Here is an 8,588-nt window from a genome sequence, read left to right as displayed (position 1 = left end):
TGCCTGGCACCCCGCCAATGCCACCTCGTCGATCCGAAGCCACCCACAAGTTCATAACCCGGTAGCGGCCCCAGGCAGTATGCGCCGCCCTCCGGGCGCGTCAAGCACCGTTCGTCCTCGCCCTGCGGGCCTCCGGGCGCTACGAACTTGACCCGCCCGTCCGGACGACGCCGCCCTCAACGAGGCCGCCCCCGCTGAGAAAGTCCTTGACCGGCCCCGCTCCTTCATGAATGCCGTTCTGACTCGGTTCGTGGTGAAGGTCCGGCCTTCGCCGTCGCTTCGGGCGTCCGTGGTTTCGTGTGCTCGGTTGTGGTGGCGCGGGGCCCGGTCAGGGCTGCACGGCCGATGGTGTGGTGTCGTGTGGGGGCGCTACGTCTCGGCGTTGCACGCCGAGGAAGTGGTCGTCGCCGTCGGGGTTGAGTCCCCATGACCGGACTTCCGCAGATGAAGGGCAGACGAACGGCGTGATCATGGCGTTGACCTGCGGTTATGCGTTCAAGGCGTGACGGGGGCGTGTTGCTACAAGCCCGCGTCCTGGACTGGCTGGGGGCGGTGTGGTCAGTCGGTGGTGACGGTGAAGTCGAAGAACCGCGCGGGCTCGGGGAGTTGAAGCGCGGCCAGGATGCTCTTGTGCCCGGCGGTGAGGGTGGAGCGCTGGGCGATCTGACCGTCGGCGGTCGCCAGGGTGACCAGGTGCATCCGCTCGAGTTCGTTGCGGACGTTGCGCCAGGTGTCGCTGGTGGCGTTCTCTACCACGCGCAGCAGTAGCAGCGCGAGCCAGCACAGTTGGACGTGCGCGCGGATCCGGTCCTCGCGGTGGTGGAACACCGGGCGCAGCCCGAGGGCGCCCTTCATGTCTCGCCACCCTCGTTCGACCTGGATCAGCTGCTTGTAGGCCGCGGCCAGGTCCTCGCCGGTGAGGGTGGGGTCGGAGGTGCGCAGCAGCCACTTGCCGTCCAGGTGGCTCTCGCGCTTGATCGCGGCCGCGTCGACGCGCAGCAGCTCGCCGCCGGTGCGGCGCACATACCTGCGCAGACCGGGCTTGGTCTTCAGGCTCCCGACGAACTCGTCGCGGCGTCGGGCGGTCCAGCTGTCGGAGCCCTCGATCAGGCTCTCCAGGTGCGCCACCAGCTGCCCGCGCACCGCCTCGTCGCGTTGGGCTTGTTCGGGGTTGTGGCAGACCACGAACCGCTGGGCCCGGGCGCCGCCGTCCCCATCACCCTCCCCGCCGGGGGCGACCGTGACCTCCTTCACGCGCAGGTTGCCGGCCACCGTCCGGTAGCGGCCGGCGCGGGCCAACGCCGCGGCGGCCTCGCCGTTGGTGGCCCGCAGCTTCTCGGCGTGGATGTAGTGCCCACCGCCGCGGGTCAGGTAGGCCCGGTTAGCGGCGGAGGCGAAGCCGCGGTCGGCGACCCAGACCAGTCGGTGCAGATTCCCGCCGGCCAGGTCGTCCTTGACGGTGCGGATGATGGAGGTGTCGTTGGTGTTGCCGGGGAACGTCCAGCAGCGGACCGGGACGCCGTCGCGGGTGACGGCCATCGCGATCACGCCTTGTGGCAGGTCGGTGCGGTGGTCCTTGGAGTGCCCGAACATCCGCGTGCCGCTCTCCACCGGCCGGGTCACACCGTCGTCGTCGACGGTCTCGGCCAAGTCGATGAGCTCATCGGCGACATCCAGCTCCCAGTAGGTGCTGGTGGTGTCTCGAACACGATGTCCAGGTCGAGGTTGAGCAGATGCGCGACCGAGTTGAAGATCTCTGCGGCGATCTCGTCCAGCGCGTCGAGCAGGAAGTCCATCGCCCGATACGCCTGATCGTCGGTGAACGCCGTGAGGCCGTCGATGGCGACCAGCTTCGCGACCCAGTCGGTGGCGGCGAGCTTGCTGCCCGGCTTCAACGCGCGTTGCGCGACGAGCGCGAATATGACCCTTTCGACGCTCTCACCGTCCAGGCGACGGCCGGTGGCAACCCGGCGGATCGCCGCGCCGATCCCGAGCCGTTCCCACAGCCGGTCCAGCACCCAGGCCCCACCCAACGGGCGGGAGTCCACGATGTCGACCTCCGCGCTGTGCGCGGCCGCGGTGGCCTGCTCAGGGGTCAGGAACCGCGAGATCGAGCTGACCAGCCGGGCCAACCCGTCACGGTCGACCAGTTCGGCACGACCGAAGTTGTGGATCACCTTCGCCACCGAGTTCCCGGTCTGCGGGTGCCGTTCGTTGTGCGCCAGCTGCAAGTAAGCCACCACCGACCCGTCCCGGTTGGTCCGCCGCGTCTCGCGCAAGTACATGCCCGCAACTCAAGCGGACAACACCTGCCCTGTCGAGCGACACGCCACAAGTCGTGTGCCTACAAAGAATCGCCTTCCGACGACCCGACACCCCCGCTGACCTGCGACGATACTGTTGATCAAGCTCTCATGTGCCCATCGTCTGCGGAAGTCGGGCATGACACACCACCCACATCGACCGGTGCCGGCTGATTGAGTCTGCGCCGAGCAGGGACAGCGTCAACACCGTTCGTCCTCGCCCTTCGGGCTCCGTGCGCTCCGTGTTGACCCCGCCCCATAACTCGACGCGCCCAGAATCCGTCCCCACCGGCCAAAACCAAGCGTGGCCAACAGTCTTGACTCGCTGGGCTCCGTCGGGAATGCCGATCAGGGGCGCATGGAGAGCACGGCAGCCGGCGATCGGTGCGGATCTTGAAGTTAGTCGTAGACGGTCGACAGGTGTTCGGGGACCGTGTTCGATCTGAGCGGGGAGGACCTTGCGCCACCGCGCGGGCCATCCGGTCGCTCACCCCAGGCCGAGGGTGTCGGCGGTGCGGCGCATGACGTGGTCGAAGAAGGAGTCGAGGTCGTCGATCGTGTTGTTGTACTGGCCGTCGAGTTCGAGGCTGATGTGGCCCAGCAGTTGCGTCCGCGCCATCAACCCGGCGATGAGGTGCGAGTCGGGGACGATCGGCGGCACGAACTCACGCAGCCGGGTCAGTCCCGCCGTCACGGCCGCCGGCACCGGCACGGTCACCGGCTCGATGCCCTGGGCCAGGCCGTCGGCCAAGATCGTGATGAGGGTGACCGACACGCGCGTCCCCGGTCCGATCGTCGCCTCGGGAGCGGCGTACCCGGGGACCGGGCTTCCATAGATCAGCGCCCACTCCTGCGGGTGCTCGAGCGCCCAGCCGCGTGCGCCGTTCGCGACCGCCATCCAGCGTCCAAGCAGGTCTTGGCGGGCGACACCCCCCTCGGCGGCGTCCACGGCGTCCCCGAGACCGTCGTAGGACTCGATGATCAGCCGGGTGAGCAGTTCGTCGCGGCTGGGGAAGTAGCGGTAGACCGCGCTGCTCACCATGCCGAGGTCGCGCGCGACGGCGCGCAGCGACAGTCCCGCCGCACCCTCGGCCTCGAGGTGCCGGCGGGCGCAGTCGACGATCTCGCGGGTGAGCTCGGCGCGAGCACGCTCGCGGGCGGTGCGCGGGGCGGCAGCGGTCTCGGTCACGCGAACATCATGCCAGATCCGAGAGCGGTGACCATGTTTGTGAGCGGTGCTCTTGACGCGACTAGGTGCACCGCTCCATACTGTGAGCAGTGCTCTCGGATACCCCGGGACGAACGGACGGAGATCGACATGAGCCAGCGCACCCACCTCGTCGTCGGAGCGGGACCGATCGGATCGGCGGTCGTGCGCCGCGTCGTCGCCGCCGGCGACCGGGTCCGCGTGGTCACCCGCTCGGGCTCGGGACCCGACCTGCCCGGCGTCGAGAAGGTCGCCGCCGACGCCTCCGACGGCGCGCGCCTCGTCGGGCTCGCCTCCGGCGCGGACGTGATCTACAACTGCGTGAACCCGCAGTACCACCACTGGCCCACCGACTGGCCGCCGGTCGCCGACGCGCTGCTCGCCGCCGCCGAATCGTCGGGCGCCGTGCTCGTCACCACCGCCAACCTCTACGTCTACGGCAAGGTCGACGCCCCGATGACCGAGCAGACGCCGCTCGACGGGGCCGGCACCAAGGCGAAGGTGCGCATCCGGATGTGGGAGGACGCCCTCGCCGCGCACCAGGCCGGCCGCGTCCGTGCCACCGAGGCCCGCGGCGCCGACTACGTCGGACCTGGCTCCGAGTCGCACCTCGGCGAGCGCACGATCCCGAAGCTACTCGCGGGCAGGAACGTCCAGGTGCTGGGCAGCCCCGACACGCTGCACACTTGGACGTACACCGAGGACATGGCCATGACCCTCGTCGCGCTCGGCGCGGACGAGCGCGCGTGGGGCCGGGCCTGGCACGTGCCCAGCGCGCTGGAGTGCACGCAGCGGGAGGCCATCGCGCGCCTGGCCGAGATGGCCGGTGTCCCGATGCCGAAGGTGAGCACGATCCCCGGCCTCCTACTCAAGGCGCTCGGTCTCGTGAACCCGATGATGCGCGAGCTGCCCGAGGTGGCCTACCAGCTCGAGCAGCCGTTCGTCATGGACTCCTCGGCCGCGCAGCACGAACTGGGTCTCGTCCCGACACCGGCCGACGACGTGCTCCGAGCGATCCTGAGCGCCTTCGCGTCGACCGACCAGAAGGCCGCCTGACCCCACCCCCGCTGCCCAGACTGATTCAGCGGCCGCACCCCGTTCGGAAAGCGACCGTGTGTGTCCGTCCCGGCGGCGGGGTTCGCGCGGGTCGACGGATCGCGCGTCGGGGGTCCCTTCGCCGGCGGCTGTGTGAGAGCCTCCGCTCGTTGATCTCCGTCGCGCCCGCCTCGCCGTCACCGTCGCCTACGTCGGTCAGGGACTGTGTTTCGCGAGGCTGGACGCGCTGCCGATGCAGGGCGCCAACCGCAGTCGTGTGCAGCCAGCTCTTGCCGAGTGAGGTTGCGCCCATGCCGATGAGCGCGCCTTGTGCATTGGCGCTATTGGCGCCATAATGGCGCCATGCCAAGCGTGCAGATCAAAGGCGTCCCGGAGCAGACCCATGCCGTCCTGCGCCAGCGCGCCGCGGCGGCCCACCAGTCGCTGCAGGAGTACCTGCGTGCCCGGTTGATCGAGGAGGCCAGCCAACCGACCCTGGACGAGGTCCTCGACCGCGCCGGCGGCCGGTCCGGTGGCTCGGTACCGCTGGCGGATGCCGTGACGACCGTCCGGTCCGACCGTGCTCGTCGTTGACGCCAGCATCCTGGCGGTCGCGATCGCTGACGACGGCCCGGACGGCGACCACACCCGCGCCCGCCTGCGCGGAGAAGTTCTGACCGCGCCCGAGCTGGTCGACCTCGAGGTCGCGTCGGTCCTGCGCCGTCAGGCCCAGGCCGGAGCCATCAACGTCCGCCGTGCCGGCCTGGCGCTGGCCGACCTGGCGGCCCTGCCCCTGCAACGGGCGCCGCACCTACCGTTGCTGCCCCGCTGTTGGGAACTGCGCGAGAACCTCACGGTGTACGACGCTGCCTACGTCGCCCTCGCCGAGGTCCTCGACGCGACGCTGCTCACCGGCGACCGACGCCTGGCACGGGCCAGCGGTCCGCGGTGCGACATCGAAGTGGTCCGAACGCCCCACTGAACCAACCAGTCGCGACCATGCCGCTGTCGGCGCGAGCATCCGACGATGCCGCGAAGCGAACGCCCGCTACATGCGGTGATCTCAACCGGTCGAGCAAACAGCCTCGCTGTTGAGGGTTGTATCGACTCGGAGGTTGCGATGCACAGGTTGACGTCGGAGCAGATGCTGGTGGTTGCGGAGCGGGCAGCTGCTGGGGTGCCCTCGCGGCAGATCGCTCGGGAGATCGGTCGTGTTCATCGGACGGTGCATGACTATGTCGCTGCGTTGCGGAAGCGACCGGTGCGGTCCGGACGTTGCGGACCTGAAGGCGGCACCGACGCGGATCGTGATCGCGGTCGGAGTCGAGTCCGAAGGCTTGATGACGGGACGCAACTCCGTGGCGACCGCCGAGGCACTCGGGCAGGAGGTGGCCGTCTTCCCCAGCCATCACGGAGGCTTCGTCGGCGGGGACTCAACGTGGGCCGGCCAGCCCGAGGCGTTCGCGGCACGGTTGCACGAGTTACTCGACGATTGAAGTGTCAACCCGCCGTGAGGCGGTCGGCAGCGCAAGATCAACCCAACTCACCGGCATCCTGCTCGTCGCCCTCGCCGGCACCCCCGCCCGTCGCGGCGGCCGACGCCACCCACCGCCCACAACCAGGGTCGGCACCTTCCTGGCCCGAGCCTTCGAAGTCAAGACCGACGAGCGGGCCTGGCGGGTCGGAGTGGCCCGGCGAAGGCCGCGCAGCGGCACAAGGTGCTCTCCGACGCCTTCAAGCTGGCCTGGATCTCCAGCACTCTCTACCCCCGCCCGCGCCTGATCTTGTGCCTGACCGACGACGGCCGCGGCCCCGTTCTGGCCCTCGTCGAAGTCTTGGGCCGGGTGGGCGCTCCGGGATCTGAACATCGAGGTGGTCGTCGTCCCATTCCCCGACGAGTGGCGCGAGAAGGTCCGGGTGGCCCAGGTCCGGCGGTACCGGTAGCCGAGAACCTGACGCCCTCAGAGTCGTTGTCCTTCCGCAACCGCGGCGTGGGCAACGCAGTCGATCACGGTGCGGCTCCCGCTGTAGCCGGGCACGTGGCAGGGCCGGATGCCCGTCGAGGCCAGCGGCATCTCCAGGGTGAAGGCGACACCGCCGCGGTGTGAGGTCGCGGTGTACCAGTCGGTGAGGTTGCCGTGGCACGGCCCCGAGCACGCAACGACACGGGCGGGCCCGACGTCGACCATCGCCGCGAACTGCCGTGCCCGGGCGGCCCTCAGCCCACCCCCGGTAGTGTCGACGGCCGAGAGGAAGCCGTGGATCGAGATGACCAGGTCGGGTTGAAGCCAGGTGAGCAGCCGGGCCATGGCCGCCGCCTCCGGCTCCGACAGCGCCCGGAAGCCGCTGCGCGTGGTTCGGGTCCACCGGGCCGGGAAGTTGCCGTTCAGGTCGACACCACGGGCGTTGTACCGGTGGCCGGCAGCGCCGCCGTCGGGGTTCATGGTGCGCACGGTCCACACCTGCAGCCCCGCAGGCACCGGCAGGGCCCGGATCTTGTCGACGACCAGCGGGCCTGGCCACTCCTCGCCGTGCATCTGCCCCAGCACCAGCAACAGATGGCTGGCGGTCGCAGCGCCCTGGCGCACCGCCTCGATCGGGCGACCGTCGACCGAGTACCCGATGACGCAGGCCAACGTGCTTGAGCTGGAACCCGGCACCCGGCAGGTCACCCCAGCCGGCGGGTCAGCCGCATACCTGGGGGCGCTGACCCGCCCCGAGGGGCTCGGTTGCACCCGGGAGGTTTGACCGCCAGCAGCGGCGGCAGCCGCGCCCGACGCCGGTGCTGAAGATGTCGGTCGCGCAACAGCTGTCGAGGCTGGGGAGACCTGTCCCGCTTCAGCCGGTCTGGAGGGGTGGGCCGACGTCGGACTGCACCCGGCCAGGACTACGACGGCGCTGATGAGCGCTGCCACCCTCATCCCAGGCCACCACCAGTCAACGCGCGGTCACTGGCTACCACGTCCCCATGCTGCCCCGCTCGGCCGCTGCCGTCAGGTCCATCCCGAGGCCGATCAGCCGCCGAGCCCCTCCGTGGGCCGCAGGTTGGACGACCTTGTGACGACCGCGTTCGCGATCGGCACCGCGGCGCGCAGCCGCGACAGTCGCGCGTTCCGGTCCCGATCCCCACGAGAGACACCACCACCGTTGGCCATGAACGTCCTCCTTGTGCGGGTGAGACACGAAGCCCGACAAGCGCATCAGAAGGACGTTCCCAACGCCAGCCCCAGAAGGCGCTCAACGCATTCCCGTGCCGCGAAGTGGACGCCCGATACGTGCCGATCCCGTTCGGTCCTGCTGCGTCCTGGCGATCAGCGGTTGGATTGGGCATGGCCTACGTGACCGATCCGCGTGTGGACGCATACATCGACCGCTTGCCCGACTGGCAGGCAACGCTATGCCGCGAACTCCGCGACCTGGTCCACTCTGCTGACCCCGAGGTCGTGGAGACCATCAAGCGGACCGACCGTCCCTACTTCACCCTGCAGGGCAACATCTGCGCACTGCTCGCGGCCAAGGACCACTTGAACCTGTTTCTCTACGACGGAGCGATCGTGGCGGACCCCGAGCGCATCATCACGGGGGGCCACGACAACACCACGGCGCGCACGATCGCATTCAGGCAGGGGGACGCCGTAAACGCCACCGCCCTGCTGGTGATGCTCCGTCAGATCATCGCAAACAACCGCGCGGGTGGTTGGCGCAAGATCAAGAACGTCGGTCCTCCCATGTCGTGATTTGCCGCAGCAGACGTGCCAGTGCGGTGCGGACGCACCCGTCTGGCACACGTTGACTGCAGCCTGACCAGGTTCTTCGGGTCGCGTCCCAGATCCGGTGTAAATGCTCGGGTCGTGGGCTCGTCTTGAGGTGGTGTTAGGCGACGGCTCCGACAGTGCTGGCGGGTTCGTCGTGGTCTTCGTTGCTGGTGTTCCGGGGTCGAGCAGCACGGCTGCAGCAAGGACCGCGGCGAGAGCCGGCCTCGCCAAGTTCCACGAGACGTATCCCGGCAAGGGAAGGGCCGTCGTCCTAGACGGCGGGGAGGA

General features: G+C 69.5%; 9 protein-coding genes and 1 pseudogene. 6 read left to right on the top strand and 4 right to left on the bottom strand.

Annotation, left to right across the window (positions count from 1 at the left end; all coding sequences use genetic code 11):
- Window positions 1-558: 558 nt before the first annotated feature.
- The 3 genes from VIM19_18885 to VIM19_18875 form a co-directional block, all read right to left on the bottom strand.
- Complete coding sequence (locus tag VIM19_18885) at window positions 559-1,650, bottom strand: transposase (GenBank protein ID HEY5186911.1); 1,092 nt, start codon at window positions 1,648-1,650, stop codon at window positions 559-561.
- Window positions 1,620-2,285, bottom strand: a complete 666-nt coding sequence (locus tag VIM19_18880) for a hypothetical protein (GenBank protein HEY5186910.1) — start codon at window positions 2,283-2,285, stop codon at window positions 1,620-1,622. Before VIM19_18880 ends, VIM19_18885 begins: the two co-directional genes overlap by 31 nt.
- A gap of 505 nt (window positions 2,286-2,790) precedes the next feature.
- On the bottom strand, window positions 2,791-3,492 hold the full coding sequence (locus VIM19_18875) for a TetR/AcrR family transcriptional regulator (GenBank protein HEY5186909.1): 702 nt from the start codon (window positions 3,490-3,492) through the stop codon (window positions 2,791-2,793).
- Between the two features lie 129 nt (window positions 3,493-3,621).
- Between VIM19_18875 and VIM19_18870 the strand changes: the two genes are divergently transcribed.
- The 4 genes and pseudogenes from VIM19_18870 to VIM19_18855 all read left to right on the top strand — a co-directional run bounded on the left by VIM19_18870 (window position 3,622) and on the right by VIM19_18855 (window position 6,041).
- The gene (locus VIM19_18870; protein ID HEY5186908.1) at window positions 3,622-4,566 is read left to right on the top strand and encodes an NAD-dependent epimerase/dehydratase family protein; all 945 of its coding nucleotides are present in this window, start codon (window positions 3,622-3,624) and stop codon (window positions 4,564-4,566) included.
- Window positions 4,567-4,908: 342 nt separating this feature from the next.
- On the top strand, window positions 4,909-5,139 hold the full coding sequence (locus tag VIM19_18865) for a hypothetical protein (GenBank protein HEY5186907.1): 231 nt from the start codon (window positions 4,909-4,911) through the stop codon (window positions 5,137-5,139).
- Complete coding sequence (locus VIM19_18860) at window positions 5,126-5,527, top strand: type II toxin-antitoxin system VapC family toxin (protein ID HEY5186906.1); 402 nt, start codon at window positions 5,126-5,128, stop codon at window positions 5,525-5,527. The genes VIM19_18865 and VIM19_18860 overlap by 14 nt, the downstream gene beginning before the upstream one ends.
- 301 nt (window positions 5,528-5,828) lie before the next feature.
- Window positions 5,829-6,041, top strand: a pseudogene (locus VIM19_18855) (alpha/beta hydrolase).
- A 465-nt stretch (window positions 6,042-6,506) separates the two neighbouring features.
- On the opposite strand, the gene VIM19_18850 reads toward VIM19_18855, so the two are convergent.
- Complete coding sequence (locus tag VIM19_18850) at window positions 6,507-7,181, bottom strand: M14 family zinc carboxypeptidase (protein HEY5186905.1); 675 nt, start codon at window positions 7,179-7,181, stop codon at window positions 6,507-6,509.
- Between the two features lie 693 nt (window positions 7,182-7,874).
- On the opposite strand from VIM19_18850, the gene VIM19_18845 reads away from it, so the two are divergent.
- The gene (locus VIM19_18845; protein HEY5186904.1) at window positions 7,875-8,282 is read left to right on the top strand and encodes a DUF1801 domain-containing protein; all 408 of its coding nucleotides are present in this window, start codon (window positions 7,875-7,877) and stop codon (window positions 8,280-8,282) included.
- A 103-nt stretch (window positions 8,283-8,385) separates the two neighbouring features.
- Window positions 8,386-8,588: hypothetical protein (locus tag VIM19_18840; protein HEY5186903.1), on the top strand; the 203-nt coding region annotated here is incomplete at its 3' end.

It is taken from the genome of Actinomycetes bacterium (assembly GCA_036510875.1).
Taxonomy (GTDB): Bacteria; Actinomycetota; Actinomycetes; order Prado026; family Prado026; genus DATCDE01.
This window is presented reverse-complemented; position numbering and strand designations above follow the sequence as displayed.